Origin of the sequence: Curvibacter cyanobacteriorum, assembly GCF_028649475.1 — a bacterium.
GTDB classification, from domain to species: Bacteria; Pseudomonadota; Gammaproteobacteria; order Burkholderiales; family Burkholderiaceae_C; genus Curvibacter; species Curvibacter cyanobacteriorum.
Genome location: NZ_JAQSIP010000001.1, coordinates 486046 through 505394, shown reverse-complemented (window position 1 = coordinate 505394; position 19349 = coordinate 486046). Strand labels below are relative to the sequence as shown.

Below are 19349 nucleotides of genomic sequence, written 5' to 3'. Positions count from 1 at the left end.
GCTAGCGTAACAGCACCGAAACATCGAATTGGTAGCGCTTGACCCGCGGATTGAGGACTTTGCTGTACTGCCGGAAATCCAGCGGCAATTCATGGCCCCCAAACCGTTGCAAGAAACGGCGCGCGCGCTCCGGGTTGAACAAGGTGAACATCGGGCGCACCAGTGTCAAGCCCTCATCGCGGAAGTCGCGCCCATGGGCGTGGTCGTACACCATGACCAAACCCCAGGCGCCAGTCATGAAATGGCCGCCCGCCAACACACTCAACTCACCGCTCTGGATGCTCTGCATGGCCTGGGTCGACGTGTTGATGCCACTGAACACCGCGTCGCGCCCGGGCTCACCGCCCCGCTCACGCCAGGCCTTCATGGCGCCAAAGGCGATCTGGTCACTGCCGGCCCAGATCAGGCGGGCCTCAGGGTGACGCCGGATCAACCAGCGGGTTTTCTCGGCCGCGGTGTCGAGGCGCCAATTGACGTACACCATCTGGTCCAGCACCACATCGGGCGCCTCCGCGAGAGCCCGGTGCAGACCCGAATTGCGGGCCGCCGAACTGGGGGTGGAACGGTCGCCGCCCAGGGCCAGCACATGCAACAAGCCGTCGGACCCGGTCAGGCCCGCCTGTCGCCCTTTCTCGATCAAGGCCTTGGCGGTCAGGTAGCCGGCGTCCTCGGCATCGGGCTCCAGCGAACCCAACCAGAAGGGGTACTTGTCACGCGGTGGCCCCACCAGACGCTGATCGGCACCGTGGATGCCGCTGAACACCATCAGCACCTGCATGCCCGAGCCTTCCACCAGGCGCAGCATTTCGGGGGCGGTGCCGTAGTCGTTGGACAGGAGCAGGTACTGGGGCCGCTGGGCCGCTGGCCGGGCCACCAAGGCCCGCACCAGGTCCAGGGCGCGGAGGTGATCGCGCTCGGCGTACTGGATCTCGAGTTGCAGCCCCAGGCTTTTGGAGGCCTGGAACATCGCCCCCGAGGCCGCTTCCCAATAAATCTCCTGCGATCGCCCCGGGTTGATGAAGGCCACCGACACAGCCTGCGCCGGCCAGGCCAGGAGGCCAGCCAGCAACATCAGGACAAATCGGTACAGCATGGGGGCACGCGGCCTGGGCGCCTCAGTTGGCGACGCTCAGGCTCCAGGGGGTCAGGGGGGTGGTTCGGGGCTTGATCACGGGCGACAAAGGTTTGTGGACCATTATGTACGCCCGCTCGTCGCTCGCAGGGCTGGATAACCCAGCAGAAGCGACGGGAAAACCCACCCCGCCGGGTGAGTGGAGGCCGGGGGCGCAGCCCCCGACCGGTCAGGCGCGTTCGCCGACCCAGCCTGGCACCGAGGCCAGGGCCTTGGCCAGACCCGAGGGGTCGGTGCCGCCGGCCATGGCCATGTCGGGCTTGCCGCCGCCCTTGCCACCCACCTGGCTGGCCACAAAGTTGACCAGCTCACCGGCCTTGACCTTGCCCGTGCTGTCGGCGGTCACGCCGGCCGCCAGTTGCACCTTGCCACCGTCGACGGCGGCCAACACGATGGCGGCGGTCTTGAGCTTGTCCTTGAGCTTGTCCAGCGTGTCGCGCAGGGTCTTGGCGTCGGCGCCCTCCAGCAGCGCGGCCAGCACCTTGATGCCCTTGACCTCGACCGCCTGGCCCACCAGTTCGTCGCCTTGCGACGAAGCCAGCTTGCCCTTGAGCGCAGCGACTTCCTTCTCCAGCGTCTTGACCTGCTCGAGCACCTGGGTGATGCGGCCTTGCAGTTCGGCGGTCGGCGCCTTCAGCGTGCCCGCAGCCTGGTTGACGGTGTCTTCCAGGTTTTGCAGGTAGGCCAGCGCGTTGACGCCCGTGACCGCCTCGATGCGGCGCACGCCAGCGGCCACACCGCCCTCGCCCACCACCTTGAACAGGCCAATGTCGCCGGTGCGTTGCACGTGGGTGCCACCGCACAGCTCACGGCTGGAGCCGATGTCCAGCACGCGCACGGTCTCGCCGTACTTCTCGCCGAACAGCATCATGGCGCCGGTCTTCTGGGCCGACTCGATGTCCATGACGCGCGCCTGGGTCGGGGCGTTGGCCAGGATCTCGGCGTTCACGCGGGCTTCGATCTCGCGGATCTGGGCGTCGGTGACCGGGGCGTTGTGCGCAAAGTCAAAGCGGGTGCGGTCGGCGTTGACCAGCGAGCCCTTTTGCTGCACGTGGTCGCCCAGCACTTCGCGCAAGGCCTTGTGCATCAGGTGGGTGACCGAGTGGTTGCGCATGGTGGCGGCGCGCACCGGGGTGTTGACCGCGGCGGTCACGGTGTCGCCCACGCTCAGGGCGCCGGCTTCGAGCGTGCCATGGTGACCAAACACGTCGGCCTTGATCTTCAGCGTGTCGCCCACGGCGAAGGTGGCCGAGGCGGTGCGGATCCAGCCTTCGTCACCGACCTGACCACCGCTTTCGGCGTAGAAGGGGGTGGTGTCCAGCACCACCACACCGGTCTGGCCGGCCTTCAACTCGGCGGCCGGCGTGCCGTCCACGTAAAGGGCCACGACCTTGGCCGCGGCTTCGAGCTGCTCGTAGCCCACAAAGGTGTTGCCGGCGCCGGTGTACTCGAGCGCGCGGTCCATCTTGAACTTACCGGCGGCGCGGGCCTGCGCCTTTTGCTTGTCCATGGCGACCTTGAAACCTTCTTCATCGACGGCCACATCGCGCTCGCGGCACACGTCGGCCGACAGGTCGAGCGGGAAGCCATAGGTGTCGTGCAGCTTGAAGGCCACCTCGCCCGGCAGGGTCTTGGCGCCATCGGCCAGGGCCGCGTCGAGGATTTCCATGCCGTTGGCCAGGGTCTCGAAGAAGCGCTCCTCCTCGGCCTTCAGCACCTCGGTGATGCGCTGTTCGTCGTCACGCAGCTTGGGGTAGGCCTCGCCCATCAGGGCCACCAGGTCCTTGACCAGCTTGTGGAAGAACGGGGTCTTCTGGCCCAGCTTGTAGCCGTGGCGGATGGCGCGGCGCACGATGCGGCGCTGCACATAGCCGCGGCCCTCGTTGGACGGGATGACACCGTCGCTGACCAGGAAGGCGGTGGCGCGGATGTGGTCAGCGATCACGCGCAGGCTCTTGTTGCCCAGGTCCTGCACGCCGGTTTCGCGCGCGGCGGCCTTGATCAGGGCATCAAAGATGTCGATCTCGTAGTTGCTGTGCACGTGCTGCAGGATGGCGGCCAGGCGCTCCAGGCCCATGCCGGTGTCCACGCAGGGCGCGGGCAGCGGCTTGACCGAACCGTCGGGCTGCATGTCGAACTGCATGAACACGTTGTTCCAGATTTCGATGTAGCGGTCGCCATCGGCATCGGGGCTGCCCGGGGGGCCGCCAGCGATCTCGGGGCCGTGGTCGTAGAAGATTTCCGAGCAGGGGCCGCAGGGGCCGGTGTCGGCCATCATCCAGAAGTTGTCAGAGGCGTACTTGGCGCCCTTGTTGTCGCCGATGCGCACCACGCGCTCGGGCGGCAGACCGATCTCCTGGGTCCAGATGTTGTAGGCCTCATCGTCGTCGATGTAGACCGTGGCCCACAGCTTCTCGGCCGGCAACTTGTAGACCTCGGTCAGCAGCTCCCAGGCCCACTTCAGCGATTCGCGCTTGAAGTAGTCGCCAAAGCTCCAGTTGCCAAGCATTTCAAAGAAGGTGTGGTGGCGCGCGGTGTAGCCCACGTTCTCGAGGTCGTTGTGCTTGCCACCCGCACGCAGGCAGGCCTGCACCGACGCGGCGCGCACGTAGGGGCGCTTGTCGGTGCCCAGGAACACGTCCTTGAACTGCACCATGCCCGAGTTGGTGAACATCAGCGTCGGGTCATTGCCCGGCACCAGCGAGCTCGACGCCACCACGGTGTGGCCCTTGGAGGCGAAGAAGTCAAGGAAGGTCTTGCGGATCTGCGCGACGGTGATGTTAGGTGTGCTCATGAGGTGCCAACGAATCGTTCTGGGATGAGAGGGGCGGCTCGGGACGCCAACCGCCCCGGTCGTGCCCTGTGCACCCGGCCTGAGGCCGGTCGGGCCAAACCCCGGATTATAGGATTTGACGCTGCCTCACTGGGCGAGCTGCTGGCCTTGCTCGATGCGCTGGGCCAGAAAAGCCCACAGGCGCTCGTCTTCGCTGAACGCCACATTGAAACGCAGCCAGCCCGTGGGCCGCGGCTCGACCAAAAAAAGCTGGCCCGGGCCGAGCATGATGCCCTCCTGGGTGCCGAGGCGCGACAGCTCGGCGCTGTCGGGCAGGTCGGGGTGGCGAGCCCACAGGTACATGCCCGCCTCGGGCTCATGAAACAGCTCGAACCCGAGGCTGTCCAGGCGCCGGCCGACGCGGCGGTGCGCCTCGCCCAGGCGGTCGCGCAGCGACTTGAGGTGCTTGCGCCAGCGCCCATCGGTGATGACGCCGAAGGTCAGGCGCTCGGCGATGTCGGATGAGGTCAGACCCGCGATCATCTTGAGCTGCACCAACTCGGCCAGCAGGTCGGGCCGCGCCAGCAAGTACCCGACGCGCAGGTTGGGCGAGATGGTCTTGGAATAGCTGCCGATGTAGATCACCCGGCGCAGCTGGTCCAGGCTGGCCAGCGAGGGGCGCGAACTCGCGTCCATGTCGGCGTACAGGTCGTTCTCGACCAGCAGGAAGTCGTGCTGTTCGGCCAGCTGCAGGAGGCGGTGCAGGTGCGCCGCCGAGGCCTGCGAGCAGGTCGGGCTCTGCAGCCGCGGCTGGGTGAAGAAGGCCTTGGGTCGGTACGCCAAGATCAACGCCTCGAGCGCCACCAGGTCGTAGCCCGTGGGCGTGCGCGGCACCCCGATCGGGCGTGCGCCGACAAAGTGCAGCATGAACAGCAGGTTCGGGTAGCCCGGGTCGTCAACCAGCACCGCGTCGCCGGGTTTCAGCAGTCGCCGGGCCACCAGGTCCAGCGCCTGGCTGGAGCCGTGGGTCAGCAGCACCTGCTCGGCCTCGACCGCGATCTGGTGCTCGGCCAGCGACTCGGCAATCATCATGCGCAGCGCCATGTGGCCCGACGGCAGGCCGTAACCATCGAGCTCGGGGCCCTCGTTGGAGAGCTGACGCATGCTGCGCCGCACCGCATCGCCAAACAACCAATCGTGCGGCAACCAGCCACAACCGGGCTTGAGCGGCAGGTTGCGGTTCTCAAAAATCTGCTTGAGGTACCAGCGTGCATCAAAACGGGGCGCCTCGCGCGCCACCAGCGCAGTCCCCGCCACCGGCCCCCCTTCGTCGCGGCGCTTGACGAAAAAGCCCGCGTTGGCCCGCGACACCAGCCAGCCCTGCGCCACCAGGCGATCGTAGGCCTCGACCACCGTGAAGACACTGACCCCATGCGCCGCAGCGAAGGCGCGGATCGAGGGCAGTTTGCTGCCCGGCTTGAGCACCTGACCGGCGATCAGGCCCCGCAAGCCGTCCACGATCTGGCTGACCAAAGGAGTCTGAAGTTCAGGGCTGAGTGTGAGCATCAAAGAAGAGAAAAGAACGAGGTGAGATGGCGCCAGATGCACCAAATCAGGGAAACCCTGTACAGGATTTTAGACCTGCACAGTGTTCAGAAATCAGCGTGGGTGTGTACATGGACGGCAAGGCGGGCAGTTTCTAAAGTCCACCCATTCCTTCAACGCCCGGGTCACACCATGCAAAACGAACGCCATTTCACCAACGCCGCCCTCTTCGCCCGCCGCCAGGCTGCGGTCGCCCGCGGGGTCGGTCAGTCGCACGAACTCTTCATCCAGAAGGCCTCGAATGCCGAGTTCTGGGACGTCGAAGGTCGCCGCTTCATTGACTTTGCCGGTGGCATCGCCGTGCTCAACACCGGCCATGTGCACCCGCAGATCATCGAAGCCGTCAAGGCCCAGCTCGACCTGTACACCCACACCTGCTTCCAGGTCGTGGCTTACGAGCCCTACGTCGAGGTCTGCGAACGCCTCAACACGCTGGCCCCGGGCGCCTTCGCCAAAAAGAGCCTGCTGCTGACCACCGGCGCTGAAGCGGTGGAAAACGCCATCAAGATCGCCCGCGCCCACACCAAGCGCCCCGGCGTGATTGCCTTCACGGGCGGCTACCACGGCCGCACCAACCTGACCCTGGGCCTGACCGGCAAGGTCGCGCCGTACAAGATCGGCTTTGGCCCCTTCCCGGGCGAGGTCTACCACGCGCTGTTCCCAAACGCGTTGCACGGGGTCAGCGTGGCCGACGCCCTGCACTCGGTCGAGCTGATCTTCAAGAACGACATCGAGCCCGAGCGCGTGGCGGCCTTCATTGTCGAACCGGTGCAAGGCGAAGGTGGGTTCTATGTGGCCCCGGCCGAGTTCATCAGCGGCCTCAAAGCGCTGGCCGACCGCTACGGCATCTTGCTCATCGCCGACGAGGTGCAAACCGGTGCGGGCCGCACCGGCACCTGGTTTGCCTGCGAGCAGTGGCCCGTGGCCCCCGACCTGATCACCACCGCCAAGTCGATGGCCGGCGGCTTCCCGCTGTCGGGCGTGGTCGGTCGCGCAGACGTCATTGATGCCCCCGCTGCCGGTGGTCTGGGTGGCACCTACGCCGGCAGCCCGGTGGCCTGCGCCGCCGCCCTGGCCGTGCTGAAGGTGTTTGAAGCAGAACAGCTGCTGGCCCGCAGCCGGGCCGTGGGGCAACACCTGGTCCAAAGCTTGCAAGCCCTGGCCACCAAGGTTCCCGCCATTGGCGATGTGCGCGGCTTGGGTGCGATGGTGGCCATCGAGCTGTTTGAAGAAAGTGGCGAAGGCCTGCGCCCGGACGCCGCGCTGACCAAGCGCGTGGTGACCGAAGCCGCCCAAAGGGGCCTGGTGCTGCTGTCTTGCGGCACCTACGGCAACGTGATCCGCATCCTGGTGCCCCTGACCGCTTCCGACGCCCTTCTTGACGAAGGCCTGGCCATCCTGGCCGACAGCTTCGCCGCCGTGCGCTGAGCTGCCACCGCCCTTCCCCCCCCGCCAACCCAGAACAACATGTCTCACGCAGAACCCTTGGTGCGCTTCACTGGCGTGCAAAAAACCTACGACGGCGAACAGCTGGTGGTGCGCGATCTGAACCTGGACATCCAGCGCGGCGAGTTTCTCAGCCTGCTGGGCCCGTCCGGGTCGGGCAAGACCACCACGCTGATGATGCTGGCCGGGTTCGAGTCGCCCACCGCGGGCGACATCCTGCTCGACGGACGCCAGATCACCGGCACACCGCCGCACAAGCGCAACTTCGGCATGGTGTTTCAGAACTACGCGCTGTTTCCCCACCTCACCGTGGGGCAGAACGTGGCTTACCCGCTGACGGTGCGCAAGGTGCCCAAGGACGAACAGGCCCGCCGCGTCGCCAAGGCCCTGGACATGGTGCGCCTGGGGGGCATGGCTGACCGCCTGCCGACCCGCCTGTCGGGTGGTCAGCAGCAGCGTGTGGCCTTGGCCCGGGCCCTGGTGTTCGAGCCGCAGCTGGTGCTGATGGACGAACCGCTGGGCGCGCTGGACAAGCAGTTGCGCGAGCACATGCAGATCGAGCTGAAGGAGCTGCACCGCCAACTGGGGGTGACCTTTGTCTACGTGACCCACGACCAGGGCGAAGCGCTGACCATGAGCGACCGCGTGGCCGTCTTCAACGAAGGCGTGATCCAGCACCTGGCCTCGCCCGAAGCCTTGTACGAAACCCCGGCCAACCGCTTCGTGGCGGGCTTTGTGGGTGACAGCACGGTGCTCAAGGGCACGCTGGAAGGCCAGAACACCCTGCGCCTGCCCGACGGCCAATGCCTGCAAGGCGTCAACGTCAACCGCGCTGCGGCAGGGGCCGCGGTCGAGGCCTGTGTGCGACCCGAGCGCATTGCCTTGCAGCCGGTGGGCGGTCCCGCTCCGGCCAACGCGCTGGACGCCCGGGTGGCCCGCGCCATCTACTACGGCGACCACCTGCGCCTGTTGTGCGCGCTGGGCGCCGGCCAGGCCGAAGCCACCGTCAAGGTGCCGCTGACCCGCGCCGACAGCAACCCCCACCCGCAGGCGGGCGAGGCGGTGCGTCTGGTGTTCGAAGCGCCCTCCACCCGTTTGTATGCCGTCTGAGCCGGCGCCCCCCAGCGCGGCCCCCGGCCTGCGTTCAACCCTTTCTGTTCGTCGATTTTCTTTCCCCCAACCTCAAGGAACCCGTGCCATGAAAAAGAGCCTGATCACCTGTGCCGCCCTGGCCGCCTGCGTGGCGCTGCCCAGCTTTGCGCAGCAGCAACTGACCATCGTCAACTTCGGCGGTGCCAACGCCAACGCCCAGAAGAAGGCCTATTACGAGCCCTTCGAAAAGACCGGCACCAAGGTGGTGGCCGTCGAGTACAACGGCGAGCAAGCCAAGATCAAGGCCATGGTGGAGACCAAGAAGGTCACCTGGGACGTGGTGGAAGTCGAGTCGCCCGATGCAGTGCGCGGCTGCGATGAAGGCCTGTTCGAGAAGCTTGACTACAGCAAGATCGGCGACAAGGCCGACTTCCTGCCCGCCGCGGTGACCGAGTGCGGTGTCGGCGTGTTCGTGTGGTCCACCGTCATGGCCTACAACGGCGACAAGCTCAAGACCGCCCCGAGCAGCTGGGCCGACTTCTTTGACACCAAGAAGATCCCGGGCAAGCGCGGCATGCGCAAGGGCGCCCGCTACAACCTCGAGTTCGCGCTGATCGCCGACGGCGTCAAGCCCGCCGACGTCTACAAGGTGCTGGCCACCAAGGAAGGCGCCGACCGCGCGTTCAAGAAGCTGACCGACCTCAAGCCCAACATCCAGTGGTGGGAAGCCGGTGCCCAGGCGCCGCAGTTCCTGGTCGCCGGCGACGTGGTGCTGAGCACGGTCTACAACGGCCGCATCGACGCCGCCAACCGCGAAGGCCGCAACCTGAAGATCTACTGGCCGGGCGGCATCTACGACCTGGACTACTGGGTCATCCCGAAGGGCGCCCCGAACAAGGACCTGGCCATGAAGTTCCTGGCCTTCGGCACCCAGGCCAACAACCAGGCCGTGTACGCGCAAAACATCGCCTATGGCCCGACCAACACCAAGGCCCTCGCCAAGCTCGACAAGAAGGTGCTGGACGACCTGCCGACCTCGGCCAGCAACGCCAAGGAAGCGCTGCAGTTCAACGTCAGCTTCTGGGCCGACCAAGGCGAAGCGCTGGAGAAGCGATTCGCTGCCTGGGCCACCCAGTAAGCCCCCGCCCCCTGACCGACCCTGAGTAGACGACGGAGCCCCGACCCCATGGCAGACACCCTTCCCGCCCTCGATGGCGCTGAGCCCGGCGCCCTGCGCCGCGCCCTCTCCCGCGCAGAGTCGCGCCGCCAATGGCGGGCGTTCGGGCTGACCCTGCCCTTGCTGGTGTTCTTGCTCCTGACCCTGCTGGTCCCCATCGTGGCGCTGCTGCAGCGCGCGGTGGAAAACCCGGAAGTCGCCAATGCCCTGCCCCAGACCGTCCGCGCCCTGGACGGCTGGGACGGGCGCGAGGCCCCGGGCGCCTCGGCCTACGCCGCGCTGATGCGCGACCTGGCCCACCTGCCCGACAGCGCCGACGCCGGTCAACTGGCGCGGCGCCTCAATTCCGAAGTGCCCGGCGCCCGCTCGCTGGTGATGGGCGCTTACCGCTCGCTGCCCATGGCGGGCAGCCCCGACGAGGTGCGCGAGCGCCTGCTGCAGGCCGACGCCCGCTGGGGCCAGCCCAGCTTCTGGCAGGCGATTGCCAAGAACGGTTCGCGCTGGACGCCCGACTACCTGCTGGCCTCGGTCGACCTCAAGCGCGACGCGCAGGGCCAGGTCGAGCGCATGCCCGAAGACCAGCGCGCCTTTGGCGCCATCCTGCTGCGCACGTTTCACATCAGCCTGGTGGTGACGGTGATCTGCCTGCTGCTGGCCTACCCGCTGGCCTGGTGGCTGGCCTCCTTGCCCGAGCGCCGCGCCAATGTGCTGATGATCGTCGTGCTGGTGCCGTTCTGGACCTCGATCCTGGTCCGCGTGGCCGCCTGGATCGTGCTGCTGCAGTCCGAGGGCCTGGTCAACCGCGGCCTGATGGGCCTGGGCCTGGTCAGCGAACCGCTGCCCCTGCTGTTCAACCGCACCGGTGTGGTGATCGCCATGGTGCACATCCTGCTGCCCTTCATGATCCTGCCGCTGTACAGCGTGATGAAGAGCGTGCCCCCCACCTACCTGCGGGCCGCCGTGTCGCTGGGCAGCTCGCCGCTGGCCGCCTTCTTCCGCGTCTACGTGCCGCAAACCTACCCCGGCATCGGCGCCGGCGCCCTGCTGGTCTTCATCCTGTCGATTGGCTACTACGTGACCCCGGCCCTGCTCGGCGGTGCAGACGACCAGATGCTGAGCTACTACATCGCCCGCTACACCAACGTGGAAGTGAACTGGGGCATGGCCTGCGCACTGGGCGCTCTGCTGCTGGCCGCCACGCTGCTGCTCTACGGCGTGTACCGCCGCATCGGCAAAGCAGAACTCAGTCTGGGCTAAAAGTATGACCCCCACGCTCACTCACTGCGTGTGTTCGCTGCCCCCCGAGGGGGCCCCAGCCCGCTTTGGGGCGGCCCGGCAGCGGGCTGGCATGCCCCCCACGCCCACTTACTGCGTGTGTTCGCTGCCCCCCAAGGGGGCCCAGCCCGCCTTGGGGCGGCCCGGCGGCCGGCTGCTCCGTATCCCCAATTGAAAGAAGCGCGATGTCAATCAAAATGCCTGTGTTCCCCCTCTATGCCACGGCGGCCGACAAGGCCGGCTGGTGGCTGGTGCGCCTCGTTTGTGTGTTGGTGCTGGTGTTCCTGCTGGCCCCGATCCTGGTGATGGTGCCGCTGTCGTTCTCGGACAGCTCGTTCCTGGCCTACCCGATCCCGGGCTGGTCGACCAAGTGGTACACCCACCTGTTCGAATCGCCCGAATGGGCCCGCGCCACGCGCAACAGCTTCATGGTGGCGCCCGCCGCCACGCTGATTGCCACCACGCTGGGCACCTTGGCGGCGGTGGGTCTGTCGCGCGCCAGCTTCCCGTTCAAGGGCTTGTTGATGGGCATCCTGATCGCGCCCATGGTGGTGCCCATCGTGGTGGTCGGCGTGGCCGCCTACCTGTACTTTGCGCCACTGGGCCTGGCCGACAGCTACCTGGGCCTGATCATCGTGCACGCCGCGCTGGGTGCGCCCTTTGTGCTGACCACGGTGCTGGCCACGCTGGCGGGCTTCAACCACAACCTGGTGCGCGCCTCACTGAGCCTGGGGGAGACCCCGTTCAACACGTTCTTCCGCATCACCTTGCCGGTGATCGCCCCGGGGGTGATCTCAGGCGCCCTGTTTGCCTTTGCGACCTCGTTTGACGAAGTCGTGGTGACCCTGTTCCTGGCCGGTGCCGAACAAGCCACGCTGCCGCGTCAGATGTTCACCGGCATCCGCGAGAACATCTCGCCCACCATCGCCGCCGTGGCCACGCTGCTGATCCTGTTCACCACCAGCCTGTTGCTGGCCCTCGAATGGCTGCGCGGGCGCAAGCGCTGAGCCGCCCTGAGACCACCCCAGCCCTCCCCATGACCACCCCATCGGACCTCAACCAACCCCTGGGCGGCAACACCATGCCGCGCTTTGGCGGCCTGGCCAGCATGATGCGCCTGCCCGTCGCCAGCACCGCGCAAGGCCTGGACGCCGCCTTCATTGGCGTGCCACTGGACCTGGGCACCTCGAACCGATCAGGCGCCCGCTTCGGACCGCGCCAGATCCGCGCCGAGTCCTGCCTGCTGCGCCCTTACAACATGGCCACCGGTGCCGCGCCATTTGACGCCCTGCAGGTGGCCGACCTGGGCGACGTGCCGATCAACCCGTACTCGCTGAGCAAGTCGGTCGAGCTCATCGAGGCCTACTACCGCGACGTGCTGGCCCATGGCTGCACGCCACTGACCCTAGGCGGCGACCACACCATTGCCCTGCCCATCCTGCGCGCCGTGGCGCAGCGCCATGGCCCGGTGGCGCTGATCCACGTCGACGCCCATGCCGACGTCAACGAGCACATGTTCGGCGAGCCCATCGCCCACGGCACGCCCTTCCGCCGCGCCGTCGAAGAAGGCCTGTTGGCGGGCGACAAGGTGTGGCAGATCGGTCTGCGCGGCACCGGCTACGCGAGCGACGACTTTGACTGGCCGCGCCAGCAGGGCTTCACGGTGGTGCCGGCCCACGAGGTCTGGTGGCAGTCATTGACACCGCTGATGGCCCAGGTGCGCGAGCGCATCGGCCCCGACCACCCGGTTTACATCAGCTTCGACATCGACGGCCTCGACCCCAGCTTTGCCGGTGGCACCGGCACCCCTGAAATCGGCGGTTTGAGCGTGGCGCAAGGCCTTGAGATCGTGCGCGGCTGCCGCGGCCTGAACGTGATAGGCTGCGACCTCGTTGAGGTCAGCCCGCCCTACGACAGCAGCGGCAACACCGCCCTGTTGGCGGCCAACCTGCTGTATGAAATGCTGTGCGTGCTGCCAGGCGTGCCCTGCCGCTGAGCCCGCTGCCCCTGATCAACGACCCCTTCCAACCTGGGAAACACAAGCCATGGACATGAAGACCTCCCCCCTCGCCCTGCTCAACGACCCCACCCTGCTCAAGACCGACGCGCTGGTCAACGGCCAGTGGGTGGCGGGCAGCAGCCGCTTTGACGTGCACGACCCGGCCACCGGCCTCAAGCTGGCCGATGTGGCCAACCTGGGCCCGGCCGATGCCGAGGCCGCCATCGCCGCCGCCAACGCCGCCTGGCCGGCCTGGCGCAGCAAGACCGGCAAGGAGCGCCACGCCATCCTGCTCAAGTGGTTCCAGCTGCTGATGGCCCACCAGGAAGACCTGGGCCGCATCATGACCGCCGAACAAGGCAAGCCCTTTGCGGAAGCCAAGGGCGAAGTCGCCTATGGCGCGAGCTTTGTCGAGTGGTTTGCCGAAGAAGCCAAGCGCGTCAACGGCGAAACCCTGCCCCAGTTCGACAACAACCGCCGCCTGCTGGTGATGAAGCAGCCCATCGGCGTCTGCGCGGCCATCACGCCGTGGAACTTCCCGCTGGCCATGATCACGCGCAAGGTGGCCCCGGCCCTGGCCGCGGGCTGCCCGGTAGTGATCAAGCCCGCCGAGCTGACCCCGCTGACCGCCCTGGCCGCCGCCGAACTGGCGGTGCGCGCCGGCATCCCGGCCGGTGTGCTGAACCTGCTGACCGCCGACAGCACCAACAGCATTGCCGTGGGCAAGGTGTTCTGCGCCAGCGACATCGTGCGCCACATCAGCTTCACGGGCAGCACCGAAGTGGGCCGCATCCTGATGGCGCAAAGCGCCCCCACGGTCAAGAAGATGTCGCTCGAACTGGGCGGCAATGCGCCCTTCATCGTGTTTGACGACGCCGACCTGGACAGCGCCGTCGAAGGCGCCATGGCCAGCAAATACCGCAACGCCGGCCAGACCTGCGTCTGCGCCAACCGCTTGTATGTGCAAGACGGTGTGTACGACGCGTTTGTCGAGAAGTTCGCCGCCAAGGTCAAGGCCCTCAAGGTGGGCAACGGCTTCACCGAAGGCGTGAACCAAGGCCCGCTGATCGAGCCCGCGGCGGTCGAGAAGGTGCAGCGCCACCTGGCCGACGCCCTGGCCAAGGGCGGCCGCGTGGTGGCGGGTGGCCAGCCGATGGCGGGGCAGTTTGTCGAACCCACCGTGGTGGCCGACGCCACCGCCGACATGCTGTGCGCCCGCGAAGAAACCTTTGGTCCCTTCGCCCCGGTGTTCCGCTTCAAGACCGAGCAAGAGGCCATCGACGCCGCCAACAACACCGAGTTCGGCCTGGCCAGCTACTTCTACAGCCGCGACGTGGGCCGCATCTTCCGCGTCAGTGAAGCGCTGGAATACGGCATGGTCGGCATCAACGCCGGCATCATCGCGACCGAGCACGTGCCTTTCGGCGGCGTCAAGCAGTCCGGCCTGGGCCGCGAAGGCTCGCACCACGGCATGGACGACTACGTCGAACTCAAGTACCTGTGCCTGGGTGACATCCTGAAGTAAGCCGCCCTCGGATGGGTTGACACAGCCACGGCCCCGCTGGACACGCGCCAGCGGGGCTTTTTTGTTTGGAGGCCCGCCAGCAGCCAGAGCCGCGTTGCGCGGCGCAACACGCGCCTGCAGCGCCAGCGGCTCAGAACTCGGCGTGCAGGCGCACCGAACCCACGTTGACCGGGCCCCGGTCGGCGTTGTAAGCCGGGTTGGCAATGCGCTGGTAGTCCAGCGACACCCACAGGCCCTTGGCGACATTGACGTTGTAATACACCTCGAACAAGGTCTCGGGCCGGTAACGCAAAGCACCATCGCCAATGAAGAACGACATGCCGCCCGCTGCCAGGTATCGGCGCCGGTCGGTCGACAACATGTTGCGCGCGACCATCACGCCCAGCGTGTCCTGGTCACGCGACCAGGCCGTGCCCCGCGTCGAGTAACCGGTCGAGAACGACGCGTCCGCCTCGGCGAAGGCATAGGTTTCGGTCTTGCCGTCGCCCTTCATGGCGCGCAAAAACACCCCCGAGCGGTCATTGAGGGCCTGCTCCAGGTTCACCCCCAGGCCGTATTTGGTCTTGACCCCGTTGCGCACCGCACCGATCCAGTCTTTGCTGGCCGTCGGATTGGCCTGACCGTAGGCCAGCGCGTCGGCGTAGTTGGCCAGCAAGGCACGCGCGCGCCAGGCCAGCAACCGCACCTTGCCGGGTTGGCCCGCCAGGGTGTGGGCGTGCTCCAGCTCATACTGCTCACCATAGCGCTGGAAGATGCGCAGGTCCGTCGGCAAGCCGTTCGGCGTGGTCGGACCGGTCATGCGCCCCACCCGCAGCACCCAGTCACCGCGGTACCACTCCAGCGCCGCGCCCCAGCCAAAGCCCCGGGCGTCGGCCGCGTAGTCAAAGGCCGTGTGGGACATGCCGGACCAATTGAGGAACTGGCTGCGCGGGTCCTTGGCGTAGGCGTTGTCGTCGAACACATCGAGGGTCGAAAAATTGCCCGCAGTCAGCACCACGCGGTCCCGCTCCACCCAGCCCGCCATCTGGTCCACCTCGCCCTCCACCCGCTGGCGGCCGCCGCCTTGGTTCCAGGTCTGGCGCAAGAACAGCTTTTGGCGGTACAGCGTGGGGTGGCTGCCGCCTACCCGGGTGGCCTCGCCGCTGGTGAAGCCACCCAAGCCCGTCAGGTTGGACAAGGGCACGCCCTGGGTGATCTCGGGCACAAAGTACAGCTCGCCGTTTTGCCACGGGCGAAAGCCCAAAAAGGCGTCCAGGGTGAAGGTGTAGCTGCGCTCAGCTCGGGGCAGCAGGCTGTTTTGCCCACTGTAGGCGGCCGAAAACCCTGGCTTTTTCTGCCAGATGTAGGTGCTTTGGAACCGCGCCATGGTGCTCTCGGTGTCGGTCGCGGCGGCCGGTTCATCGGCCGCCACAGCCAGCGAGGCGGAGCACAAATGCAGGCCAGCAACCAGCCAGCCCAGCGGTTTGAGGGGGAAGTTCTTCATGCTTTTCCAGTCACAGCAGCGGCGCAGTATAGGGGGGCCGAATGACCGCGCCATGACGGGAGGGCTGCGCTTCTGGCGCTATAATCGCAGGCTACCGCGGGTGTAGTTCAATGGTAGAACGGCAGCTTCCCAAGCTTCATACGAGGGTTCGATTCCCTTCACCCGCTCCAGATTCTGGCCCACAGCGCCCCGCACGCTGCCAGGGCCGCCCCCCAGCAACCCGCTTGTCGAGCCCCGACACAGCGGGTTTTTTGATGGGGTCACGGTCACTGATTCATCGGACAGCGACCGGGCCGCACCAGCGGCAGAGCCCCGTTGACGCGACGCCGCCGACCGTCACCGATGGCGCCAGAGCCACTACCATGAGGGCGTCGACAACCACCCCACCCAGCGACGCCGATGACCCGACAAGACCACTTCACCGCCGCCTGCGCCCCGTGGGGCGAGGCTTTTGAGGGCCCCATCCAGGCGGGCGGCCATTACCTGCCCGTGCTCCAGCATGGCGAAACGCTGTATGTCAGCGGCCAGGTGCCACGCGTGGGCAGCACCGTGGTGGTCACGGGCCGCGTTGGCGCGGACCTGAGCCTGGCGCAAGCCCGCACCGGTGCCCAGATCAGCACGCTGCGCGCCCTGGCCCTGCTGGCCCGGCACCTGGGCAGCCTGGACCTGATCGCCCAGGTGCTGCGCGTCACGGTCTACGTGCAATGCAGCGACGACTTCACCCAGCACAGCGAGGTGGCCGATGCCGCGTCCGACCTGCTGGTGCACATCCTTGGTGAGGCCGGGCGCCACACGCGCACCTCGGTGGGCGTGCGGCAACTGCCCAAGAATGCGGCCGTGGAGATCGACATGGTGGTGGCGCGCACCCCGGTGCCGCCTCCACTGGAGATGCCCGGCGGTTGAGCTTAGGCGCCCGCCTGGGGCGCTGGCCAGCGCAGCTGCAAGCGGCTCGTGAAGCGCCGCACCTGGCCGGTGACCGGGTCGTCAAACTCAAGACCCCGGGCCAGCAGGCGCAGCGGTTGCGAATAATCGCCCTCGGGCGGGTCGTTGACCACCGGGTAGAAATGGTCGTCGAGGATGGGCAGGCCCAGGGCGTTCATGTGCACGCGCAACTGATGCCGCTTGCCCGTGACCGGACTGAGGCGGTACAGGGCCAGGTCACCACGCACCTCCTGCACATCGATGGTGGTGTCGGCATTGGGCTCGCCGGGCACCTCGCAGCAGCGAAAGAACTGCTCGCTCTCCACAATGCGGCTCTGGCGCCGCAGCGGAAACGACAGCTCGGCACGCCAGGGCGCGATCGCCTCGTAGTGCTTGTGCACCTGGCGCTCGCGGAACAAGGCCTGGTAGGCCCCGCGCGTGGCGGGCCGGACTGAAAACAACACCAGGCCCGCGGTCTCGCGGTCAATGCGGTGGATGGGGGACAGGGTCTCCAGGCCCAGCTGGTGCTTCAAGCGCACCAGCAGGGTCTCGTGCAGGTAACGCCCCCCCGGGGTGACCGGCATGAAGTGCGGCTTGTCGGCCACCAGCAGCTCGTCGTCCTGGAACACCACCGTGGCTTCAAACGGCAGCTGAGGTTCGGTGTCGAGCTGGCGGTAATAAAACAGGCGCAGGCTGTGCTCGAAAGGCCGCTCGGGCGTGACCGGCTGGCCGCGCTCGTCCACCACGTCGCCCTGGGCCATGCGCTCCACCCATTGCGCGCGGGTGACGGCAGGCAAGCGGTGCACCAGGAAGTCGAGCAAGGTGGGCCAAGGCCCCGCGGGCACGGCCACGCAGCTGGGACTGACGCCGCGGCGGGTGGGCAAAACCTGGGGACGATCGGGGTTGTACATGCGGGGCTGGAAGGGCGATCAAAGGCAGTGCAGGCCCTGAGGCGGCTTGCGGGCCCCGAACTATAAGACAGCGCCGCCCTCCCCCACGGCGCCCGGCCCCGCGGGCCCTGCCCCAGGCGGCCCCAGGCAGGCTCGCTCTGCCGAGGTCGGCCGAGGTCATGACCGCACGTCGGCTCTGGGGGCTCTGCGCTGGGTCAAGTCACGGCGGCGCGCCGGACAGGCAAAATCAGGGCATGAGCAAAACCAGTACTTCCATCGCCGACCTGCGCAAAAGCTACGAGCGCGCCGAACTCAGCGAGGACGCCTCGCAAGCCGACCCGCTGAAACAGTTTGAACAATGGCTCAACGAGGCCATCGCCAGCGAGGTGCCCGAGCCCAACGCCATGACCCTGGCCACCGTGGGCGCCGACCTGCGCCCCAGCACGCGCGTGGTGCTGATCAAGGGCTATGACGAGCGTGGCATCGTCTGGTACACCAACTACGACAGCCGCAAAGGCCGTGAACTGGCCGGCAACCCTTTTGCGGCTTTGCAGTTCCATTGGGTCGAACTGGAGCGGGTGGTGCGCATCGAGGGCGTGGTGGAGAAGGTCAGCGACGAAGAAAGCGACGCCTACTTCCACAGCCGGCCGCTGGACTCGCGCATTGGCGCCTGGGCCAGCCCGCAAAGCGAGGTGATTGGGGGCCGGGCCGTGCTGGTGGCCAATGCCGCCCGCTACGGTGCGCAATTCATGTTGCAGCCGCCCCGCCCGCCGCACTGGGGGGGTTACCGCCTCAAGCCCGAGCAGTGGCAGTTCTGGCAGGGCCGCAAGAGCCGCCTGCACGACCGCCTGCGCTACCGCCTCGACGACAGCGGCCTGTGGCTGCGCGAACGCCTGGCGCCCTGAGCGCCCCGCCCCGGGGCGTCACGGCCTTCGCGCCGGGGCCGTGAGGACGGGGTACAAGCGGCGCCCCGACCGGGCCCGCCCGGTGCTTGGCGGCCGGCCGAATCAGCCCTGCCCGGCCACCAGCATGACCAGGGGCAAGGTCAGCAAGGCCATCACCGTGGTCACCGCAACACTGGCCGTGGTCAGGTCTTCGGCCACGCCATAACGCTGTGAAAACAGGTAAACGTTGGCACCGATCGGCAGCCCCGCCGTGACCACCATGACCGCCAGGGGCACACCGCTGAGCCCCAACAGCCACCCCAGGCCCAGCACCACGGCCGGGTGCAGGAGGTTCTTGACGCCCGCCATCGCCAACGCGCCTTTGAGGTGCGGGCCCACCGAGCCATAGGCCAGCGTGACGCCCACCAGCACCAGCGCCATCGGCCCCATGGCACTGCCCAGCAACTGCAGGGGCTGGTCCAGCAGCGGCGGGATGCGCCAGCCCGTCAGGCCAAACAACAGGCCCGCGATGATGGGCAAGGGAATGGGATGGATGATGCCGTTGCGCAGGGCCCGCAACACCGTCACCCAGACCGAGTGCTGCGGCGCCACGCCGCGTTGCAGGTCCTCGCGCTGCGCCGCCAGTTCGAGCACGATGTTGCCCGAGGTCAGCAACACCAGCGAATGCAGCGAAATCAAGGTGAACAAGGTCACCATGCCCGGCTGGCCATAGGCCAGACCGATCAGAGGGATGCCGATCATGCCGGTGTTGCTGAAGGTGCCCGCCAGCGCCAGCACCGCGCCACGGCGGTTGTAGCCCTGCACCAGCAGCACCGCCGCATAGACCAGGCTGGCGGCCAGAAAGTACATGCCAATCGGCTTGAAATCGAGCTGCTCCAGGTGCACCGCGCTCATGGTTCTGAACAGCAAGGCCGGCAACAGCAGCATGAACACCAGGTTGGACAGGTCACGCACGGCACCACCGCCAATCCAGCGGCGCTTGCCGGCCACAAAGCCCGCCAGGATGAACAAAACAACAGGCAGCAGCGAGGCGATGACGGGGTGGTTCACAGCAGGCAATTCAATCGGGACAGGCGGCCAGGCCTTCGGCAGGCCCGGCGCTGGGGGGCGGCCGCGACGCCATCCG

The 19349-nt window shown here is 67.2% G+C and carries 15 protein-coding genes and 1 tRNA gene; 10 read left to right on the top strand and 6 right to left on the bottom strand.

Annotation, left to right across the window (positions count from 1 at the left end; all coding sequences use genetic code 11):
- Position 1: 1 nt before the first annotated feature.
- From PSQ40_RS02175 to PSQ40_RS02165, 3 genes are all read right to left on the bottom strand, one after another.
- On the bottom strand, positions 2 to 1093 hold the full coding sequence (locus PSQ40_RS02175) for an ABC transporter substrate-binding protein (protein WP_273948400.1): 1092 nt from the start codon (positions 1091 to 1093) through the stop codon (positions 2 to 4).
- Positions 1094 to 1301: 208 nt separating this feature from the next.
- Positions 1302 to 3926: an alanine--tRNA ligase gene (alaS, locus tag PSQ40_RS02170; protein WP_273948398.1), complete on the bottom strand. Its 2625-nt coding sequence runs from the start codon at positions 3924 to 3926 to the stop codon at positions 1302 to 1304.
- Positions 3927 to 4052: 126 nt separating this feature from the next.
- On the bottom strand, positions 4053 to 5471 hold the full coding sequence (locus PSQ40_RS02165; protein WP_273948397.1) for an aminotransferase-like domain-containing protein: 1419 nt from the start codon (positions 5469 to 5471) through the stop codon (positions 4053 to 4055).
- A gap of 171 nt (positions 5472 to 5642) precedes the next feature.
- Between PSQ40_RS02165 and gabT the strand changes: the two genes are divergently transcribed.
- The 7 genes from gabT to PSQ40_RS02130 all read left to right on the top strand — a co-directional run bounded on the left by gabT (position 5643) and on the right by PSQ40_RS02130 (position 14024).
- Positions 5643 to 6938, top strand: coding sequence for a 4-aminobutyrate--2-oxoglutarate transaminase (gabT, locus tag PSQ40_RS02160; protein WP_273948395.1), 1296 nt, complete (start codon positions 5643 to 5645; stop codon positions 6936 to 6938).
- 39 nt (positions 6939 to 6977) lie between these two features.
- Entirely contained in the window at positions 6978 to 8066 is a 1089-nt protein-coding gene (locus PSQ40_RS02155; RefSeq protein ID WP_273948394.1) for an ABC transporter ATP-binding protein, read from the top strand.
- A gap of 88 nt (positions 8067 to 8154) precedes the next feature.
- Positions 8155 to 9186, top strand: a complete 1032-nt coding sequence (locus PSQ40_RS02150; RefSeq protein ID WP_273948392.1) for an ABC transporter substrate-binding protein — start codon at positions 8155 to 8157, stop codon at positions 9184 to 9186.
- A gap of 48 nt (positions 9187 to 9234) precedes the next feature.
- Positions 9235 to 10482 carry an ABC transporter permease gene (locus tag PSQ40_RS02145; protein ID WP_273948391.1) on the top strand — a complete coding sequence of 416 codons (1248 nt, stop codon included), beginning with the start codon at positions 9235 to 9237 and terminating at the stop codon, positions 10480 to 10482.
- A gap of 203 nt (positions 10483 to 10685) precedes the next feature.
- The gene (locus PSQ40_RS02140; RefSeq protein WP_273948388.1) at positions 10686 to 11507 is read left to right on the top strand and encodes an ABC transporter permease; all 822 of its coding nucleotides are present in this window, start codon (positions 10686 to 10688) and stop codon (positions 11505 to 11507) included.
- Positions 11508 to 11536: 29 nt separating this feature from the next.
- Positions 11537 to 12496: an agmatinase gene (gene speB / locus PSQ40_RS02135; RefSeq protein WP_273948385.1), complete on the top strand. Its 960-nt coding sequence runs from the start codon at positions 11537 to 11539 to the stop codon at positions 12494 to 12496.
- 49 nt (positions 12497 to 12545) lie between these two features.
- On the top strand, positions 12546 to 14024 hold the full coding sequence (locus PSQ40_RS02130) for an NAD-dependent succinate-semialdehyde dehydrogenase (protein ID WP_273948383.1): 1479 nt from the start codon (positions 12546 to 12548) through the stop codon (positions 14022 to 14024).
- A 130-nt stretch (positions 14025 to 14154) separates the two neighbouring features.
- Here the strand turns inward: PSQ40_RS02130 and PSQ40_RS02125 are convergent, their stop codons facing one another.
- Positions 14155 to 15507 (bottom strand): carbohydrate porin, encoded by a 1353-nt coding sequence (locus tag PSQ40_RS02125; RefSeq protein WP_273948382.1) that lies wholly within the window; start codon positions 15505 to 15507, stop codon positions 14155 to 14157.
- 96 nt (positions 15508 to 15603) lie between these two features.
- On the opposite strand from PSQ40_RS02125, the gene PSQ40_RS02120 reads away from it, so the two are divergent.
- Both PSQ40_RS02120 and PSQ40_RS02115 read left to right on the top strand, forming a co-directional pair.
- A tRNA-Gly gene (locus PSQ40_RS02120) sits at positions 15604 to 15677 on the top strand.
- Positions 15678 to 15906: 229 nt separating this feature from the next.
- On the top strand, positions 15907 to 16410 hold the full coding sequence (locus PSQ40_RS02115) for a RidA family protein (protein ID WP_273948381.1): 504 nt from the start codon (positions 15907 to 15909) through the stop codon (positions 16408 to 16410).
- Between the two features lie 2 nt (positions 16411 to 16412).
- Here PSQ40_RS02115 and PSQ40_RS02110 read toward each other — a convergent pair whose 3' ends face one another.
- Positions 16413 to 17339 (bottom strand): pseudouridine synthase, encoded by a 927-nt coding sequence (locus PSQ40_RS02110; RefSeq protein ID WP_273948380.1) that lies wholly within the window; start codon positions 17337 to 17339, stop codon positions 16413 to 16415.
- Positions 17340 to 17572: 233 nt separating this feature from the next.
- Here PSQ40_RS02110 and pdxH point away from each other — a divergent pair, with 233 nt between their 5' ends.
- On the top strand, positions 17573 to 18223 hold the full coding sequence (gene pdxH, locus PSQ40_RS02105) for a pyridoxamine 5'-phosphate oxidase (RefSeq protein WP_273948378.1): 651 nt from the start codon (positions 17573 to 17575) through the stop codon (positions 18221 to 18223).
- Between the two features lie 102 nt (positions 18224 to 18325).
- Here pdxH and PSQ40_RS02100 read toward each other — a convergent pair whose 3' ends face one another.
- Positions 18326 to 19273 carry an AEC family transporter gene (locus tag PSQ40_RS02100; protein ID WP_273948377.1) on the bottom strand — a complete coding sequence of 316 codons (948 nt, stop codon included), beginning with the start codon at positions 19271 to 19273 and terminating at the stop codon, positions 18326 to 18328.
- Between the last annotated feature and the right edge of the window lie 76 nt (positions 19274 to 19349).

Coding starts and splice junctions, on each gene's coding strand:
- gabT (WP_273948395.1), top strand. CDS start 5,643: ATGCAAAACGAACGCCATTTCACCAACGCCGCCCTCTTCGCCCGCCGC.
- PSQ40_RS02165 (WP_273948397.1), bottom strand. CDS start 5,471: ATGCTCACACTCAGCCCTGAACTTCAGACTCCTTTGGTCAGCCAGATC.
- pdxH (WP_273948378.1), top strand. CDS start 17,573: ATGAGCAAAACCAGTACTTCCATCGCCGACCTGCGCAAAAGCTACGAG.
- PSQ40_RS02110 (WP_273948380.1), bottom strand. CDS start 17,339: ATGTACAACCCCGATCGTCCCCAGGTTTTGCCCACCCGCCGCGGCGTC.
- PSQ40_RS02130 (WP_273948383.1), top strand. CDS start 12,546: ATGGACATGAAGACCTCCCCCCTCGCCCTGCTCAACGACCCCACCCTG.
- PSQ40_RS02175 (WP_273948400.1), bottom strand. CDS start 1,093: ATGCTGTACCGATTTGTCCTGATGTTGCTGGCTGGCCTCCTGGCCTGG.
- alaS (WP_273948398.1), bottom strand. CDS start 3,926: ATGAGCACACCTAACATCACCGTCGCGCAGATCCGCAAGACCTTCCTT.
- PSQ40_RS02140 (WP_273948388.1), top strand. CDS start 10,686: ATGTCAATCAAAATGCCTGTGTTCCCCCTCTATGCCACGGCGGCCGAC.
- speB (WP_273948385.1), top strand. CDS start 11,537: ATGACCACCCCATCGGACCTCAACCAACCCCTGGGCGGCAACACCATG.
- PSQ40_RS02155 (WP_273948394.1), top strand. CDS start 6,978: ATGTCTCACGCAGAACCCTTGGTGCGCTTCACTGGCGTGCAAAAAACC.
- PSQ40_RS02150 (WP_273948392.1), top strand. CDS start 8,155: ATGAAAAAGAGCCTGATCACCTGTGCCGCCCTGGCCGCCTGCGTGGCG.
- PSQ40_RS02125 (WP_273948382.1), bottom strand. CDS start 15,507: ATGAAGAACTTCCCCCTCAAACCGCTGGGCTGGCTGGTTGCTGGCCTG.
- PSQ40_RS02115 (WP_273948381.1), top strand. CDS start 15,907: ATGACCCGACAAGACCACTTCACCGCCGCCTGCGCCCCGTGGGGCGAG.
- PSQ40_RS02145 (WP_273948391.1), top strand. CDS start 9,235: ATGGCAGACACCCTTCCCGCCCTCGATGGCGCTGAGCCCGGCGCCCTG.